This is a genomic window from Streptomyces sp. BB1-1-1 (genome assembly GCF_031597775.1).
GTDB lineage: Bacteria > Actinomycetota > Actinomycetes > Streptomycetales > Streptomycetaceae > Streptomyces > Streptomyces thinghirensis.
This window is the reverse complement of record NZ_CP134203.1, coordinates 3,002,024-3,018,107: the sequence shown is the minus strand read 5'-3', so window position 1 is coordinate 3,018,107 and position 16,084 is coordinate 3,002,024. Positions and strand designations below refer to the sequence as shown.

The 16,084-nt window shown below is 72.1% G+C and carries 16 protein-coding genes; 8 read left to right on the top strand and 8 right to left on the bottom strand.

The window, feature by feature from the left end:
* Positions 1 to 61: 61 nt before the first annotated feature.
* Complete coding sequence (locus RI578_RS13795) at positions 62 to 658, top strand: suppressor of fused domain protein (protein ID WP_310871361.1); 597 nt, start codon at positions 62 to 64, stop codon at positions 656 to 658.
* A gap of 46 nt (positions 659 to 704) precedes the next feature.
* Here the strand turns inward: RI578_RS13795 and RI578_RS13790 are convergent, their stop codons facing one another.
* On the bottom strand, positions 705 to 1,928 hold the full coding sequence (locus RI578_RS13790; protein ID WP_310871360.1) for an MFS transporter: 1,224 nt from the start codon (positions 1,926 to 1,928) through the stop codon (positions 705 to 707).
* Between the two features lie 151 nt (positions 1,929 to 2,079).
* Between RI578_RS13790 and RI578_RS13785 the strand changes: the two genes are divergently transcribed.
* From RI578_RS13785 to RI578_RS13775, 3 genes are all read left to right on the top strand, one after another.
* Positions 2,080 to 2,721, top strand: coding sequence for a DUF6758 family protein (locus tag RI578_RS13785; RefSeq protein ID WP_310871359.1), 642 nt, complete (start codon positions 2,080 to 2,082; stop codon positions 2,719 to 2,721).
* A 136-nt stretch (positions 2,722 to 2,857) separates the two neighbouring features.
* Positions 2,858 to 3,715, top strand: a complete 858-nt coding sequence (locus RI578_RS13780) for a PHP domain-containing protein (RefSeq protein WP_310871358.1) — start codon at positions 2,858 to 2,860, stop codon at positions 3,713 to 3,715.
* A 64-nt stretch (positions 3,716 to 3,779) separates the two neighbouring features.
* Positions 3,780 to 4,385 carry a MarC family protein gene (locus RI578_RS13775; protein WP_121749082.1) on the top strand — a complete coding sequence of 202 codons (606 nt, stop codon included), beginning with the start codon at positions 3,780 to 3,782 and terminating at the stop codon, positions 4,383 to 4,385.
* 99 nt (positions 4,386 to 4,484) lie between these two features.
* Here RI578_RS13775 and RI578_RS13770 read toward each other — a convergent pair whose 3' ends face one another.
* Positions 4,485 to 4,637: a hypothetical protein gene (locus RI578_RS13770; RefSeq protein WP_007444413.1), complete on the bottom strand. Its 153-nt coding sequence runs from the start codon at positions 4,635 to 4,637 to the stop codon at positions 4,485 to 4,487.
* Positions 4,638 to 4,874: 237 nt separating this feature from the next.
* Between RI578_RS13770 and RI578_RS13765 the strand changes: the two genes are divergently transcribed.
* Positions 4,875 to 5,780, top strand: a complete 906-nt coding sequence (locus tag RI578_RS13765; RefSeq protein WP_310875756.1) for an NYN domain-containing protein — start codon at positions 4,875 to 4,877, stop codon at positions 5,778 to 5,780.
* Positions 5,781 to 5,818: 38 nt separating this feature from the next.
* On the opposite strand, the gene RI578_RS13760 is transcribed toward RI578_RS13765, so the two are convergent.
* Together RI578_RS13760 and RI578_RS13755 are read right to left on the bottom strand one after the other, a co-directional pair.
* Positions 5,819 to 6,712: an alpha/beta hydrolase gene (locus tag RI578_RS13760; protein ID WP_310871357.1), complete on the bottom strand. Its 894-nt coding sequence runs from the start codon at positions 6,710 to 6,712 to the stop codon at positions 5,819 to 5,821.
* A 184-nt stretch (positions 6,713 to 6,896) separates the two neighbouring features.
* Complete coding sequence (locus RI578_RS13755; protein WP_310871356.1) at positions 6,897 to 9,542, bottom strand: DEAD/DEAH box helicase; 2,646 nt, start codon at positions 9,540 to 9,542, stop codon at positions 6,897 to 6,899.
* A gap of 504 nt (positions 9,543 to 10,046) precedes the next feature.
* Between RI578_RS13755 and RI578_RS13750 the strand changes: the two genes are divergently transcribed.
* The gene (locus RI578_RS13750) at positions 10,047 to 10,811 is read left to right on the top strand and encodes a ferritin-like domain-containing protein (protein WP_310871355.1); all 765 of its coding nucleotides are present in this window, start codon (positions 10,047 to 10,049) and stop codon (positions 10,809 to 10,811) included.
* A 97-nt stretch (positions 10,812 to 10,908) separates the two neighbouring features.
* Here RI578_RS13750 and RI578_RS13745 read toward each other — a convergent pair whose 3' ends face one another.
* From RI578_RS13745 to RI578_RS13730, 4 genes are all read right to left on the bottom strand, one after another.
* Complete coding sequence (locus RI578_RS13745) at positions 10,909 to 11,178, bottom strand: hypothetical protein (protein ID WP_310871354.1); 270 nt, start codon at positions 11,176 to 11,178, stop codon at positions 10,909 to 10,911.
* Between the two features lie 189 nt (positions 11,179 to 11,367).
* Positions 11,368 to 11,595 carry a DUF3107 domain-containing protein gene (locus tag RI578_RS13740; RefSeq protein ID WP_121749090.1) on the bottom strand — a complete coding sequence of 76 codons (228 nt, stop codon included), beginning with the start codon at positions 11,593 to 11,595 and terminating at the stop codon, positions 11,368 to 11,370.
* A gap of 185 nt (positions 11,596 to 11,780) precedes the next feature.
* Positions 11,781 to 12,422 carry a TetR/AcrR family transcriptional regulator gene (locus RI578_RS13735; protein ID WP_121749529.1) on the bottom strand — a complete coding sequence of 214 codons (642 nt, stop codon included), beginning with the start codon at positions 12,420 to 12,422 and terminating at the stop codon, positions 11,781 to 11,783.
* Between the two features lie 228 nt (positions 12,423 to 12,650).
* The gene (locus RI578_RS13730; protein WP_310871353.1) at positions 12,651 to 12,872 is read right to left on the bottom strand and encodes a hypothetical protein; all 222 of its coding nucleotides are present in this window, start codon (positions 12,870 to 12,872) and stop codon (positions 12,651 to 12,653) included.
* A gap of 221 nt (positions 12,873 to 13,093) precedes the next feature.
* Between RI578_RS13730 and RI578_RS13725 the strand changes: the two genes are divergently transcribed.
* Together RI578_RS13725 and RI578_RS13720 are read left to right on the top strand one after the other, a co-directional pair.
* Positions 13,094 to 14,116 carry an alpha/beta hydrolase gene (locus tag RI578_RS13725; protein ID WP_310871352.1) on the top strand — a complete coding sequence of 341 codons (1,023 nt, stop codon included), beginning with the start codon at positions 13,094 to 13,096 and terminating at the stop codon, positions 14,114 to 14,116.
* An 8-nt stretch (positions 14,117 to 14,124) separates the two neighbouring features.
* Complete coding sequence (locus RI578_RS13720) at positions 14,125 to 15,897, top strand: DUF3152 domain-containing protein (RefSeq protein ID WP_310871351.1); 1,773 nt, start codon at positions 14,125 to 14,127, stop codon at positions 15,895 to 15,897.
* The last annotated feature ends 187 nt before the right edge of the window (positions 15,898 to 16,084 follow it).

Below are 16,084 nucleotides of genomic sequence, written 5' to 3'. Positions count from 1 at the left end.
CAGTCACCCGGCGTGTCAAGGCGCCGCTTCGCCGCCTCACCGCGAGTTCTATGCTCGCCGCATGGCTGATGTTCTTCCTCTGGTCGAGGCCCGGTTGCGCAGCTCGCTGGGCGAGCCGGACGCGCGCGCGGCGGTCACCTTCCTCGGCACCGACCGTATCGAGGTGCTGCGCTTTCCCGGCGGTGGCCAGGAGGGCGACATCGTCCGCTACGCCACGCTCGGTATGTCCTCGCAGCCCATGGCGGACCCCACGGCCGTGCTCGCCGACCCGGTCAAGGGCCCCCGCGCCGAGCTGGTCCTCTCCGTCCGCGCCGGTCTCGCCGACACCGACAAGGTGCTCCGGCCGCTCGCCGTGCTGGCCGCGTCCCCGCAGGTCGAGGGTGTGATCGTGGCGCCCGGTGCCTCCCTGGACGTCGGGGAGACGCTGTGGCCCGGGGCGCCGTTCACGTCCGTCCTGGTCGCCGAGCCGGGCGGCCTGGTCGAGGACCTGGAGCTGGACGCCCCGCTGGATCCCGTACGGTTCCTGCCGCTGCTGCCGATGACCGCGAACGAGGCCGCCTGGAAGCGCGTGCACGGCGCTCCGGCCCTCCAGGAACGCTGGCTGACGCACGGAACGGACCTGCGCGATCCGTCCCGCAGGTCCGTCCCGCTGGAGTGACAGAACTCACCAGTTTCCGTCCGTCAGTTGGTCTGTCGGCCGGCCCTCAGCCGGCGAAGACCGTGACCCCGTCCTCGGTCGCGTGCCTCGGCTCCAGTTCCTCCGCGTCGTGGGTGAGCGCGCGGTGCCGTACGAGGACCACGGCCGCGCCCAGCACGGCGGTGACCGCCGCCACGACGAAGGGGATGTGGATGTCGGTCCACTCCTCGATCCTCGGCGCGAAGAAGGGGGCGGCCGCCGCCGCGAACCAGCGCACGAAGTTGTAGCCCGCGCTCGCCACCGGACGCGGCGCGTCCGACACCCCGAGGGCCAGCTCGGTGTAGACGGTGTTGTTCACGCCGATGAAGGCGCCGGACAGGATCGTGCAGACGATCGCGGTGGTGTGGTTCCCGTAGCCGAGGACCAGCACGTCGGCCGCGAGCAGCACCAGCGAGCCGCCGAGCACCTTCAGTGAGCCGAACCGCTTCTGCATGCGCGGCGCCACGAGGACCGAGAAGACGGCGAGCAGCACGCCCCACGCGAAGAACACGGCGCCGGACTTGTACGGCGTCATGTTCAGCACGAACGGCGTGAAGGCCAGCACCGTGAAGAACGTGTAGTTGTAGAAGAACGCCGACACGGCGGCGGAGGCGAGTCCGCCGTGTCCCAGCGCCTTGAGCGGGTCGAGCAGCGACGTCTTGCGGGCCGGCTTCGGCTGTTCCTTCAGGAACACCGTGATGCACAGGAAGCCGATCGCCATCAGGAACGCCGTGCCGAAGAAGGGGTAGCGCCAGCTGGCGTCGCCGAGCAGCGCGCCCAGCAAGGGGCCGCAGGCCATGCCGAGGCCGAGGGCGGACTCGTAGAGCAGGATCGCCGCGGCGCTGCCGCCGGCCGCCGCGCCGACGATGACCGCGAGTGCCGTCGAGACGAACAGCGCGTTCCCGAGGCCCCAGCCGGCCCGGTAGCCGACGAGCTGCCCGACCGTGTCGGAGGTGCCCGCCAGGCCCGCGAAGACCACGACGAAGGCCAGGCCCAGCAGCAGGGTCTTGCGCCCGCCGATGCGGCTAGAGACGAAGCCCGTGACCAGCATCGCGAGGGCGGTGATGAGGAAGTACGAGGTGAACAGGAGGGAGACCTGGCCGGCGCTCGCGTCCAGGCCCTTGGCGATGGACGGCAGGATCGGGTCGACGAGCCCGATGCCCATGAAGGCCACGACGGACGCACCGGCGGTCGCCCACACGGCCTTGGGCTGCCGCAGGATGCCGCCCGCACCCGCGTCGAAGGGGTCCATGCTTGCTCCAATGAGATGGTTGGTGTATGCATATAGTAAGTTAGCGTAGCTAATTAATGCAATTTACATCTAGTTCCCGCTGGTCAGCCGTTCCGCCCGGATGGGTGATCGTCCTTGACGTGGGGGAGCGAGGGTAGGACCGTGGGGCTCTATGAGGGGCGAACCCAGTTGCCCGAAGTGTGGTGGCCGGGTCAGGGCTCCCGGTCTCTTCGCCGATTCCTGGCAGTGCGACCTGCACGGCACCGTGCACCCGCTGCAGCCCGTGCTTCCGCCCAGCGTCGAGGCGCTCGGCGTCGTGGTGCACCGTACGCAGGTACCGGTGTGGATGCCGTGGCCGCTGCCGGTCGGCTGGCTGTTCACCGGCGTGGCCTGTGCGGGCGACGACCGCAGCGGCGGCCGGGCGACCGCCGTGGCCTGCTCCGGACCCGGCCCCCTCGGCGGCATCGGTGAGCTGATCCTGGTCGCCGAGGAACTCGGCGTGGGTCTCGGCGCGCGGTACGCGGGCATCGACGCCCCGGACCCGGGCCCGTACATGAACGTCGAGAAGCCGCCCCAGGCGAAAGTTCTGGCCGTCGGCCGTCCGACCCCCCTCTGGCATGTCTCCGGCGCCCCCGCCGACCGCGCCGTCTTCGCCGGGGAGGCCCTGGGGATGTGGCTGTGGGCCGTCGTGTGGCCCGAGCGCTCGGGGCTGCTCATGTACGAGGAGCTGGTGCTGACCGATCTGAGGGACGCGGGCGCCGAGGTGGACCTGGTGCCGTGCGGGGCGCTGTCGCCGCGGTTGATCCAGCCGTAGGTGCCGGGTGTCGAACGCTGGGCGCCGGTGGTGGGCGTAGGGGGCGCAGGGCCGCTGCGGGTGTGACAGCGGCGGGTGGAGTTCCGGTTATCCTTGAGCGTCCCCTTCCGTCCCGTCACCGCTTGGAGTCAGCGTCGTGCGCATCGATCTGCACACCCACTCCACCGCGTCCGACGGCACGGACACCCCGGCCCAGCTGGTGCGCAAGGCCGCCGCGACCGGGCTGGACGTCATCGCGCTGACCGACCACGACACCACCCGCGGCCACGCCGAGGCCGTCGCCGCGCTCCCCGAGGGGCTCACGCTCGTCACCGGCGCCGAACTCTCCTGCCGAGTCGGTGGCGTCAGCATGCACATGCTGGCCTACCTCTTCGACCCCGAGGAGCCCGCCCTGCTCGCCGAGCGCGAGCTGGTCCGGGACGACCGGGTGCCGCGGGCCAAAGCCATGGTCGCCAAGCTGAACGCGCTGGGCGTGCCCGTCACCTGGGAGCAGGTCGCGCGCATCGCCGGCGACGGTTCGGTCGGGCGGCCGCACGTGGCCACCGCCCTGGTCGAACTCGGCGTCGTGCCGACCGTGGGCGACGCCTTCACCCAGGACTGGCTGGCCGACGGCGGCCGGGCCTTCGTGGAGAAGCACGAGACCGACCCCTTCGAGGCCCTCCGGCTGATCAAGGGCGCGGGCGGGGTCGCCGTGTTCGCGCACCCGGCCGCCGCCAAGCGGGGCCGTACGGTGCCGGAGACCACGATCGCGGAGCTGGCCGCGGCCGGCCTGGACGGTATCGAGGTCGACCACATGGACCACGACGCGGACACGAGGACGCGGCTGCGCGGGACGGCGAGGGAACTGGGACTCCTGGTGACCGGCTCCAGCGACTACCACGGCAGCCGGAAGACCTGCGTGCTCGGCGAGTACACGACGGACCCCGAGGTCTACGGGGAGATCACGCGGCGGGCCTTCGGGGCGTTCCCCGTGCCCGGGGCCGGCGGGGTCTGAGCGGGGCCCGAACCCCCTCCCGCACGCCCACCCTTCCCTCTCCCGCAAGGCCAGTAGCTCACCCATGTTCGACGTCGCCGTCTTCGGCTCCCTCTTCCTGACCCTCTTTGTCATCATGGATCCCCCCGGGATCACCCCGATCTTCCTCGCGCTGACCTCCGGCCGGCCCGCCAAGGTGCAGAGGCGGATGGCCTTCCAGGCCGTCTGCGTCGCCGGTGGCGTGATCACCGTGTTCGGTCTGCTGGGGCACCAGATCCTGGACTACCTGCACGTGTCCGTGCCCGCCCTGATGATCGCGGGCGGGCTGCTCCTCCTGCTGATCGCGCTCGACCTGCTCACCGGCAAGACCGACGAGCCGAAGCAGACCAAGGACGTCAACGTCGCGCTCGTACCGCTGGGCATGCCGCTGCTCGCCGGCCCCGGGGCGATCGTCTCGGTCATCCTGGCCGTGCAGAAGGCCGACAGCGCGACCGCGCAGGCGTCGGTGTGGGCGGCGATCCTCGCGATCCACGTGGTGCTGTGGCTGGTGATGCGGTACTCGCTGCTGATCATCCGGGTCATCAAGGACGGCGGCGTGGTCCTGGTGACCCGCCTCGCCGGCATGATGCTCTCCGCGATCGCGGTGCAGCAGATCATCAACGGCGTCACGCAGGTGATCCAAGGCGCGTGACGTGCGGCGGCCCGGACGGGCGGGGTCCGGGGCAGAGCATGCACAGGGCCCCCGCACGGAGTTCCGTGCGGGGGCCCTGGATGTGTGTGCGGGTCCGCGCTACAAGGCCGAGGTGTCGGCGGGGCGGATCCACAGGCGCTGCCCTATGGCGGCGGCCTGCTGAACGATGCGATTCACGGAGGCGGCGTCCACGACGGTCGTGTCCACGGGGGTTCCGTCGACGTCGTCGAGTCGCATGACTTCAAAGCGCATGGCCTCTCCCTTGATCTGGTCATCCTCCTGAGGAGAACTACTGGTGTGGCTCCTGGGTCGTCGGTGCCCGGGCTTACGTAGTTAGTCAACGGGCTGCGTGGTGCAAACATTCCCTACGCTAAGGAAATTTTTCGAACGGCTAATTACTGACTGGTAAGTCGCTTGTCTCGGGCGCGTCAGATGTCCGGTACAAGACTGACCGGGACCGGTTGTGTTCGCAGCGTGACCGCCGGGACAATGGAGGCGATGAACGACGACCTCGCGTCCCTGAACGCCCGCATCGATCGCACCAACGAGCTGCTGCTGCGCATGCTCGCCGAGGTGGCCAAGACACCCTCGACCCACGCGATCTTCGTCGACGCCGGGTACCTCTACGCGGCGGCGGGACGCCTGGTGGCCGGGACCGAGGACCGCCGGGCCTTCGACCTGGACGCCGAGGGACTGATCGAGGCGCTCATCGACAAGGCGCGCATCATCTTCGCGGACAGCCGCCTGCTGCGGGTCTACTGGTACGACGGCGCCCGGCGCCGCATCCACACCGCCGAGCAGCAGTCCATCGCCGAGCTGCCCGACGTGAAGGTCCGCCTGGGCAACCTCAACGCCAACAACCAGCAGAAGGGCGTCGACTCCCTCATCCGCTCCGACCTGGAGTCCCTCGCCCGGCACCGCGCCATCAGCGACGCGGCCCTGCTCGGCGGCGACGAGGACCTGGTCTCGGCGGTCGAGGCCGCCCAGGGGTACGGCGCCCGCGTCCACCTGTGGGGCATCGAGGCGCCCGAGGGCCGCAACCAGGCCGACCCGCTGCTCTGGGAGGTCGACAGCCAGCGCACCTTCGACCTGGACTTCTTCAAGCCGTACGTCTCCCGGCGCACGGCCCACGCCTTCGAGGCGACGGGCGCGGCCCGGCCGGCCCGTGAGGACGTCCGCTTCGTGGGCGCGCAGGTCGCCGCGAAGTGGCTGGCGGCACGCGGCCGCGAGTCGCTGGTGGAACTGCTCCCCGGCCACCCCTACCTTCCCGGCTCGGTGGACCAGGACCTGCTGGTGGAGGCCGAGGGCCTGCTCCAGTACTCGCTCCGCGGCCAGGCCGACCTGCGCAGGGCGCTGCGGGACGGCTTCTGGGAGCACTTGCGGGCGCAGTACTGAGCGGGCAGTGCTGAGCGCGCGTACTGAGCGCCGCGGTACTAGCGTTCCGGCCGTCGCTGGATGGGGACGCCGTCCCAGAAGTCGGCGAGGGCGCGTGCGGTCGGCTCGGGCCGGTCGGTGTTGGGGGAGTGCTCGGCACCGGCGATCACGGTCCTGCGCGCGTCCAGCCGTACGGCCATCTCGTCCAGGAGGGGCACGGGCCAGGTGTCGTCGTAGGCGCCCGACAGCACGTGGAACGGCAGCGGCACGGCGGCGAGCTCGCCGACGCGGTCCGGTTCCGTGCACAGCTGCCGCCCCGTGGCGAGGAGCTGAGCGGGCCTGGTGCCCAGCCAGCGCGCGCGCAGCCGTTCCGGTTCGTCCGGGCCGTGCGCGGGTGCCGGGGCGCCGACCTCCTCGGGCGGCCCCATCGCCTGGATCACCTTCCAGACCTCGGCCATCGTCATGGTGTCGAGCGCGTCCCGAAGGAGCTTCACGCGCTGCTGCTGGGAGTCGGAGATCCGCGCCGGGCCCGAGGACATCAGCGTGAGGGAGACGAAGGGGGCGTGGTCGAGCAGCACGGCGGCCCGTGCGATCTGACCGCCGAGGGAGTGCCCGAGGAGATGCACACGCGTCCCGAGAGCGGCGACCTGCGCGAGTACGTCCCGGGCCAGCTCGGCCTGCGCGTAGCCGGCTTCGTCGTGCTCGGGCCCGTCGGTCTCGTACTGGCCCCGCCCGTCCACGGCGACCGTACGGTATCCGCGCGCCCCGAGCGGCTCGTGCAACAGCGTGAAGTCCTCCTTGCTCCCCGTGAACCCGGGCAGCATCAGCACCGTCCCCTTCGCCTCGACTCCGCCGGCCACGGGCGAGTCGATGACGGCGAACTCACCACGTGCGGTACGCAGCCGGTACGCGCGGGCGTCGGAGGGCGGGGTGAAGGCGGCGTTACTGCTCACGGGCAGAGGCTATCGGGCAGTGGGGGTGGGGGAGAGGGCGGCTGGGCTGCCGGGGGTCGTCGCGGTGGCGTGCGGCACTGGGCCGGCGGATGGGCGGATGGGCGGGTGGCCGCAGGTGGGAATGCCGTCGGCCCGGCCCCGCGTGGTGGCGGGACCGGGCCGGCGGTCGGGTGTGCGGCGTTGATCAGCTTTCGCTGGACTCCGCGGGTTGCGTGGCGGCCGCGGCCGCCTTGCGGGTGCGGCGAGCCTTCGGCTTCGCCTCGGCCGTGTCGGTGGCCCCGGCGGGCGCCTCGACGGCAGCCGCCTTACGGGTCCGACGACGCGGCGCCGCCTCCGGCTCCTGCGAGGCCTGAGCCGGGATCTCGGCGGCGGCCTCGGTGGCCGCGACGGGGTCGGCGGCCTTGCGGGTGCGGCGGCGCGGCTTGGTCTCCGTGCCTTCGGCGGTGTCGACGGCGACCTCGGCCTTGGCGGCGGCCGTCTTCCGGGTGCGCCGGGGCTTGGCCTCGGCGGTCTCCGGGGCCTGCGCGGCCTCGGTGACCTCCGCGGCCTCCGCGGTCTTGCGGGTGCGGCGGCGCGGCTTGGTCTCCGTGGCCTCGGCGGTGTCGACGGCGACCTCGGCCTTGGCGGCGGCCGTCTTCCGGGTGCGCCGGGGCTTGGCCTCGGCCGCTTCCGGCTCCTGTGCCGTCTGGGCCGGGATGTCGGCGGCGGCCTCGGTGACCTCCGCGGTCTTGCGGGTGCGGCGGCGCGGCTTGGTCTCCGTGCCTTCGGCGGTGTCGACGGCGGCTTCCGCCTTGGCGGCGGCCGTCTTCCGGGTACGGCGCGGCTTGGCCTCGGCGGTCTCCGGGGCCTGCGCGGCCTCGGTGACCTCCGTGGGCTCGGCGACCGCGGCCTTGCGGGTGCGGCGGGGCTTGGCGGCCGCGGTGTCCACAGTGTCCGCAGCGTCCGCGGTGTCCGTCGCGGTCGATGCCGCGGCGGCCGTCTTGCGGGTGCGGCGCGGCTTCGTCTCCGTCGGTGCGGACGCGGGCTCGGTCGCTCCCTCGGCCGTGTCGACCGCCGTCTCGGCGGCCGTGGCCGCCTTACGGGTGCGGCGGCGTGGCTTCTCCACGGGAGCCTCGGCCACCAGGGCCTCGATCACCGGGGTCACCGGGGCGTCGGCGACCGTCGGCTCGACCACCGGGGTGGTCTCCAGCGGAGCGGCCGGCGCCTCGGCCGACTTGCGGGTGCGGCGGCGACGCGACTTCGCCGGAGCCTCCGGCGTTTCCGCGACCTCCGCGACCTCCGCGACCTCGGGGGTCACGAGCGCGGTGCCCTCCGTGATCTGCGCCGCAGGGGCGTCGGTCGTCGCGGACGTCACCGGTCGGCGCGACTCTCCACTGCGCGTACGGCGCCGACGGCGCAGCGTGCGGGGCGCGGCGTCCGTGTCCACGTCGGCGGCGCTGTCCGCACCGCCGGTCACGGCCTCGGGTGCGGTGGTCGCGGGGGCGTCCGCGTCCACCGGAGCGCCGCCGCGCATCCGGCGCCGGCGACGCGGCGTCGTACGGGACGAACGCTCACGGTCGGCGGAACGGGACTCGTCCCGGCCGCCGCCCCGGCCACCTCGGCCACCCCGGTCGCCCCGGTCGCCACGAGCGCGGCCGCCCGTCTCGCCCAGGTCCTCCAGCTCCTCCGCTTCGAGCCCGGCGCGCTTGCGCTCAGAGCGCGGCAGGACACCCTTGGTGCCCTTGGGGATGCCGAGGTCGGTGTACAGGTGCGGAGAGGTGGAGTACGTCTCCGGCGGGTCGCTGAAGCCCAGGTCCAGCGCCTTGTTGATCAGCTGCCAGCGCGGGATGTCGTCCCAGTCGACCAGCGTGATCGCCGTACCCTTCGCGCCCGCGCGGCCGGTGCGGCCGATGCGGTGCAGGTACGTCTTCTCCTCTTCCGGCGACTGGTAGTTGATGACGTGCGTCACGCCCTCGACGTCGATGCCGCGAGCGGCGACGTCGGTGCAGACGAGCACGTCCACCTTGCCGTTGCGGAAGGCGCGCAGGGCCTGCTCGCGGGCGCCCTGGCCGAGGTCGCCGTGGACCGCGCCGGAGGCGAAGCCGCGCTGCTTGAGCTGGTCGGCCAGGTCGGCCGCCGTGCGCTTGGTGCGGCAGAAGACCATGGCCAGTCCCCGGCCGTCGGCCTGCAGTATGCGCGCCACCATCTCGGGCTTGTCCATGTTGTGCGCGCGGTAGATGAACTGCTTCGTGTTGGCGACCGTCGCGCCCGCGTCGTCCGGCGAAGTGGCGGAGATGTGCGTGGGCTGCGACATGTAGCGGCGGGCCAGCGAGATGACCGCGCCCGGCATGGTGGCCGAGAACAGCATGGTCTGGCGCCGGGCCGGCAGCATGTTGATGATCTTCTCGACGTCGGGCAGGAAGCCCAGGTCGAGCATCTCGTCGGCCTCGTCGAGGACCAGGCTCTTGATGTGCTTCAGGCTCAGCTTCTTCTGGCCCGCCAGGTCCAGCAGGCGGCCCGGGGTGCCGACGATCACGTCGACGCCCTTCTTCAGGGCCTCGACCTGGGGCTCGTAGGCCCGGCCGCCGTAGATCGCGAGGACGCGCACGTTGCGCACCTTGCCGGCGGTCAGGAGGTCGTTGGTGACCTGCTGGCACAGCTCGCGCGTCGGAACGACGACGAGGGCCTGCGGGGCGTCGGTCAGCGCCTCGGGCGCCGCGCGGCCCGCCTCGACGTCGGCGGGGACGGTCACGCGCTCGAGGAGCGGGAGGCCGAAGCCCAGCGTCTTGCCGGTGCCGGTCTTGGCCTGGCCGATGACGTCCTTGCCCGAAAGGGCCACGGGGAGCGTCATCTCCTGGATGGGGAAGGGAGTGATGATGCCGACGGCCTCAAGGGCTTCGGCGGTCTCGGGGAGGATCCCGAGGGATCGAAACGTCGTAGTCAGGGTGCTGCCTCTTCTGTGTACGTGGTGCGAGGCGAGCGCGCGGGTCTTGCCGGACCGTGTCGGGGACGTCGGCTGCCTTACGGAATGAGCCGTAGGACACGGGACCTCTGTCGACGCTCCAGCGCTCGTACCACTGAGGGTCCCCCTCCGGATTCCGTACGCAGTGTGGCGTACAGCAGGGAGGGCTGTCGGGTCGGAGCCGATCGGGCCACCGACCGGGCATCCTCATGCGTGCGGCCCGACGACGATGTCACGTACCCGTACGTCACATACTCGGCAGGCGCATTACCACCATACCCCGGATTCGCGCACACGCGATGGCCGATTTGGTCACGTAGTCGTCGTCACACTGAATGACCAGGGCCGACCAGGGGCCTTCCCGCAGGCCACGGGCGGGCTATTGTGCGCTGCATGACGAGCTCTGACAAGCCTGGCAACGCCGCTGACGCCCCCGCCGAAACCTCCGGAGCCACCAGCGCCACCGGAGTCGCCGCCCAGGACTGGGCGACGGCGGCCGCCGACCCGCAGTACCGTGCCGCGGTCGTGGACCTGCTCGGCGCACTGGCGTACGGCGAGCTGGCGGCGTTCGAGCGGCTCGCGGAGGACGCCAAGCTGGCGCCCACGCTCGCGGACAAGGCGGAGCTGGCGAAGATGGCGTCGGCGGAGTTCCACCACTTCGAGCGGCTGCGGGACCGGCTCGCCGAGATCGGCGAGGAGCCGACGGAGGCGATGGAGCCGTTCGTGGCCGCGTACGACGGCTTCCACAAGCAGACGGACCCGTCCGACTGGCTGGAGGGGCTCGTCAAGGCCTACGTCGGTGACTCCATCGCCAGTGACTTCTACCGCGAGGTCGCGGCTCGCCTCGACTCCGACACCCGCGAGCTGGTGCTGGCGGTGCTCGACGACACCGGGCACGCGGGGTTCGCCGTGGAGAAGGTGCGCGCGGCGATCGACGCGGACCCGCGGGTGGGCGGACGGCTCGCGCTGTGGGCGCGGCGGCTGATGGGAGAGGCCCTCTCGCAGTCCCAGCGGGTGGTGGCCGACCGGGACGCGCTGTCGACGATGCTGGTCGGCGGTGTCGCGGACGGCTTCGACCTCGCCGAGGTCGGCAGGATGTTCTCCCGGATCACCGAGGCGCACACCAAGCGGATGGCGGCGCTGGGTCTGGCCGCCTGACCGCCCGATCGCCTGACCGCCTGGCCGTCCCGCCGCCTGGCCGTCCGGCCGCCTGACCGCTGTCAGCGCGGGCGCGGTCCGGTACGGCGACGGCCTGTCAGGCGGTCGCCGATCGGCGGCGGAGTCTGCCCGCGGGGCGCAGCAGCAGCGACAGCGAGGCCGCGGAGAGGGTCGCCGAGCCCAGGAGAACCAGCAGGAGCCCGCCGGCGCCGAGCGCGGTGTGCGTGACGAAGGCCCCGAAGAGGGCCCCGGCGATCCCCGTCGGCAGGACCAGGACGCGGGCCGGCAGGCGGTGTGGCAGACGGTGGGCGGCGGCCCAAGCCAGGGCGAGGCCGAGGATCGCGGCGCTGAGCGCTTCCAAGAGCATGTCGGGGTCCCTCCCACGCAGCCGGCCCGCCCGAAACGGTCACAGCCGTCTTACCCCTGACCTGCGGAATACAACCCTCCTCCTGTGGGTGAACTGTGCTCCGTCCGTGAACGAGACGACGGGAGGGGCCCGGCGGTGAGTCACCGCCGGGCCCCTCCCGTTCTGCGTGCGTCGTTCCGCGTCCGCCGACTACAGCGCGCCGAAGCCCACCTTGCGAGGGGCCTGCTCGCCGATCTCGACGTAGGCCAGACGGTCGGCCGGCACCAGGACCTTGCGGCCGTGTTCGTCGACGAGGCTCAGCAGCGCCGACTTGCCGGCGAGTGCCTCGGCCACCACACGCTCGACCTCCTCGGCACTCTGACCGCTCTCCAGAACGATCTCGCGGGGCGCGTGCTGCACGCCGATCTTGACCTCCACGGCTATGTCCCTCCGACGGTCAGTGAAGTGCGCGATCTTCCGCGCCGTACCCAGGACACATTAGCCCGGTGAGGGGACGTACACGCTGCGCCGGAGAACGCCAGGAGCGAACAGCCGACGGGAACAGAGCCGCCGTACGCCTGCCGCGCCGTGAGGGTCGGTGCTGCTCAGTGCATCAGTGCTGCTCAGTGCTGCTCGCTGCCGTGCAGCGGGAAGCCGGCGATGCCCCGCCAGGCCAGCGAGGTCAGCAACTGGACCGCCTGGTCGCGCGGCACGCTGCGGTCGCTGTGCAGCCAGGAGCGGGCCACCACCTGGGCGAGGCCGCCCAGACCGGAGGCCAGCAGCATCGACTCGGCGCGTGAGAGGCCGGTGTCCTCCGCGATGACGTCGCAGATCGCCTCGGCGCACTCGTTCGTGACCTTGTCGACGCGCTCGCGCACGGCGGGCTCGTTGGTCAGGTCCGACTCGAAGACCAGGCGGAAGGCGCCGCCGTCGTCCTCGACGTACGCGAAGTAGGCGTCCATCGTCGCCCGGACGCGCTGCTTGTTGTCGGTGGTCGACGCGAGCGCGCTCCGTACGGACTGGATCAGGGACTCGCAGTGCTGGTCCAGCAGGGCGAGGTAGAGGTCGAGCTTGCCCGGGAAGTGCTGGTAGAGCACCGGCTTGCTGACGCCGGCGCGTTCGGCGATGTCGTCCATCGCGGCCGCGTGGTAGCCCTGGGCCACGAACACTTCCTGTGCGGCGCCCAGCAGCTGGTTGCGTCGGGCTCGGCGGGGAAGGCGTGTGCCCCGCGGGCGTACCGCCTCTGTCTGCTCGATGGCTGTCACGCCGCCTCCCATAGTCGTCCTCGTGCGGTGTGCGCCGCGTCGCCATCGTACTTTTCGGTAACCGTGGTGTGTGCGGTGCGAGCGCAGAATTTCACGGACCGGACGGTGGCGATAGCCGCACAACAGGTTTCAAAAGCGTTCAGGCCGGGCAGAAATCGGCCTCCTTCCTGCTCGGCGGGCTTCTCCGCCGCTTCCGGCGCCGCGTCTTCGGTCGCCCGCGGCCGCGTCTCAGCGGTAGTCGTCCTCGTCGTGGGAGACGACCCGGGCCTGTTCGGCCAGGTCGGCCTCGTTGGCGCGGTCCGGATCGACGCCGGTCAACGGGTCGTCGCGCTCCGGCGCGATGTCCGCCTGCTGCTCGGCGGCGTCGGCGTCCGGTGCCTCGACGTCGAATTCCTTCGCTTCCTCTGGCTCGTCGTCGAAGGTCTCGGGGTCGGTCGGGTCGACGGTCATGCTGGGCTCCCTTCCTACGAACGTCCCTGAAGATGCAGGGGCCACACGCGGGTGCCCACTCCACGAGCCTAGGAGACACCCGATCCGGACGCCATGCGTCGCCAACGTCCGGGCCCGTTCCGTGCGCTGCCGGCATCAGTACCCGTCCGCCGCGCCGGCGCACCCGCGCTTGTGATGGCGAACACATGAACTACTGCGTGATCGTCTCGTAACATTGCCGCATGCCTTCGATCGAGCCGCCGTCCGTGCCGCCCGCCAACGTGCTGCCGAAGGTCGCAGCCGTCAAGGTCGCGGCCGGCGAGCGGCTCAGGTCGGTCCACCTGCCCGGTATCACCTTGACGGTGCGCTCGAGACCGCCGGCCCGCGAAGGGCTGCCGCCCGCGCTCTTCGTCCACGGCCTCAGCGGTTCCTCGCAGAACTGGTCGGCGCTGATGCCGCTGCTGGACGGCGTCGTCGACGGTGAGGCCATCGACCTGCCGGGCTTCGGCGACTCCCCGCCACCGGACGACGGCGACTACTCGATCACGGGCCACGCGCGCGCGGTCGTCCGCCACCTCGATGCCGCCGGGCGCGGCCCCGTGCATCTCTTCGGCAACTCGCTCGGCGGCGCCGTCGTCACCCGCGTCGCCGCGGTGCGGCCCGACCTGGTGCGGACGCTGACCCTCGTGTCGCCCGCGCTGCCGGAGATACGCGTGCAGCGCAGCGCCGTGCCGACGGGGCTGCTGGCGTTGCCGGGGGTGGTTTCGCTGTTCACCCGGCTCACCCGCGAGTGGACCGCGGAGCAGCGGGTCCGCGGCGTGATGGCGCTCTGCTACGGAGACCCGGGGCGCGTGTCGCCGGAAGGCTTCCGCAACGCGGTGGAGGAGATGGAACGGCGACTGCAACTGCCGTACTTCTGGGACGCGATGGCGCGTTCCGCCCGCGGGATCGTGAACGCGTACACGGTGGGCGGCCAGCAGGGGCTGTGGCGACAGGCCGAACGGGTTCTCGCACCGACGCTGCTGGTCTACGGTGGACGGGACCAACTCGTCGGCCACCGCATGGCACAGCGGGCCGCCCGCGCCTTCCGTGACTCCCGGCTGCTGACCCTGCCGGACGCGGGGCACGTGGCGATGATGGAATATCCGGAGACCGTGGCCACGGCGTTCCGCGAACTCCTCGCGGACACCGGGGAATCGGCGGTCGGCGAGAGGATCGACGCGGCCGTCGACGACGAGCCCGCCAACCAGACCACAGGAGGCTGAGGCGCGAAGTGGGACGCCACAGCCGCCGCGGACCCGCCCCCAGGGCCGACGCCGAGGGCACCGCCGCAGCACGCGAGGGCCGGCCCGGCCTACTGGGCCGCCGCCGGGCGCAGGGGCCTCCGGCGGAGGAGCAGACACCGCCGGCGAACGGAACATCCGCCCAGGGGCACGCGGGTCCGGGCCAACGGCTTCCGGACGGGACGCCGGCTCATGGGTTCCCTGCGGTCTCGGATGGGACGCCTGCGCGGGGGTTTCCTTCGGTTTCGGGCGGGACGCCGGCTCATGGGTTCCCTGCGGTCTCGGATGGGGCCTCTGCGCGTGGGTTTCGTTCGGTTTCGGACGGGACGCCCGCGCGTGGGTTTCCGTCGGTTTCCGGTGGGACGCCTGGGCGTGGATTTTCGGTGGGTTCGGACGGTACGCCGGCGCGGGGGTTCCCCAGGGTGGGGGACGGCACGCCGGCGCACGGGTTTCCGCGGGTGGCGGATGGTGCGCCCGCTCGTGGTGTCCCGGGAGTCCCGGACGGCACCCCGGCGCACGGTGTGCCGCGGGTCCGTGGCGGCCACCCCGAGCAGCGTGAACCCGGCGGTGGCTGGGGCGACGTGAGCGGGCGGGCCGGTGCCGGACCGGGCACACCGGCGGGACCGCCCCCCGGTGCGTCCTCGCACCCCTCGCACCCTGCGCACCCCTCGCGTCCCGGGTACCCCGGGCCGCCCGGCCCGTCCGCGAGGCAGCCCGGCCCGCCCTTCCCGCGGCAGCGGCAGGCCGCTCCCGGAGGACCGCGGCAGGATTACCTGGACGCCTTCGGTGGGGACGACGACGTCTTCGTGCCTCGCGCCCGGCGCCCTGACCCCGCCCCCGCGCAGCCCGCCGACCCGTACGCCTCCGTCACCGACTGGAGCGCCGAGGGCGGGGACGGCGACGTCACGGGCGCCGCCGCCGACGCGCCACCGACGGGTGAACCCGCGCCGGTCAAGGGCGGTAAGGGCAGGGCCTTCACCGGCATCGCCGCGGCAGCCGTCACCACCGTGCTGGCGGTCGTCGTGGCCGGCCAGGTCGCCGACGGGGCGGACAGCGACGAGGCGCGCTCGCAGTCCGCCACCGACCAGGCCCGCGACGTCCACGACTCCGCGTCGCGGGCGGACGGACGGCCGACGCCCTCCGCCCCCGAGTCCGCGGCACCGCTGACGTACGAGCACAAGATGGAGAAGCGGTACCCGCTCGGCGCCGAGCTCGACGGTTCGGGGAAGTTCGACGCGATCCCCGGCATCGACAAGGGGCCGGGGACGGGGCAGAAGTACACCTACCGCGTGGACGTGGAACAGGGGCTCGGCCTCGACGGGGAACTCTTCGCCGAGGCCGTGCACAAGACGCTCAACGACGACCGGAGCTGGGCCCACAACGGCGCCCGCTCCTTCGAGCGCATCCACTCCGGGCAGCCCGACTTCGTGATCACGCTGGCCAGCCCCGGCACCACCGCCGACTGGTGCGCCAAGTCGGGCCTGGACACCACCGAGGACAACGTGTCCTGCGACTCGGCCGCCACCGAGCGCGTGATGATCAACGCCTACCGGTGGGCGCAGGGCGCGGCGCCGTACGGCGACGACATCCACGGGTACCGGCAGATGCTGATCAACCACGAGATCGGCCACCGCATCGGCTTCAACCACGTCACCTGCGACAAGGACGGCGAACTCGCCCCGGTCATGCAGCAGCAGACCAAGTTCGTCGACCACGACGGAATCGACTGCCGTCCCAACCCCTGGGCCTACCCGAACAGCTGATCGCGAGCCATGGCCGCCGCATCACTCGTGGTGACTGTTTGATCTCTTAGCGCGACCGAACGCGCCCCGCATGGGAAAGTCACGCCCGTTCACCCCTTTTGGTGGCGCGATGGACAACCGTCCATCGCGCCACCGCCTTGTCCGCATACGTTCGTCCCGCTGCGAGCCGCCGGGCCAACGACGGCTC